Raw genomic sequence first — 334 nt, 5'->3', positions numbered from 1 at the left:
GCGGCAATCGCCTCGCCGTCATCGAATATCTCGACGGTGACTTCCGCATCGTCCAGACCGGCTCGCATGTCATCTGCGCCATGACAGGCAAGAGCATTCCGCTCGATGAGCTGCGCTACTGGAGCGTGGCGCGGCAGGAGGCCTATGTGGATGCCGCGGCTTCTCTGGAAGCCGCAAAGAAGGCTGGTACTTTGCCGGCATAAGGAGGGACGAGACGCGTCGAGTGTCGCGTGTTTGCCTCCCTCGTCCCTATGCTCGTCACGTCAGTGAGGAGAAACCGGCGCACGACGGTTTGTCTTTTTCGGTACCTTAACGCGACGTCCTCGAATTATCC

Annotated in this window: 1 protein-coding gene; it reads left to right on the top strand. The window is 59.9% G+C overall.

Features of this window, described 5'->3' with window-relative positions; genetic code table 11:
* The coding region (locus tag EN804_RS35630; protein ID WP_135922376.1) for a DUF2093 domain-containing protein at positions 1-203 on the top strand (203 nt) is incomplete at its 5' end.
* Between the last annotated feature and the right edge of the window lie 131 nt (positions 204-334).

It is taken from the genome of Mesorhizobium sp. M8A.F.Ca.ET.161.01.1.1 (assembly GCF_004792105.1).
GTDB lineage: Bacteria > Pseudomonadota > Alphaproteobacteria > Rhizobiales > Rhizobiaceae > Mesorhizobium.
Note: the sequence above shows the minus strand (reverse complement) of the source record. Positions and strands in the feature narration are given on the sequence as shown.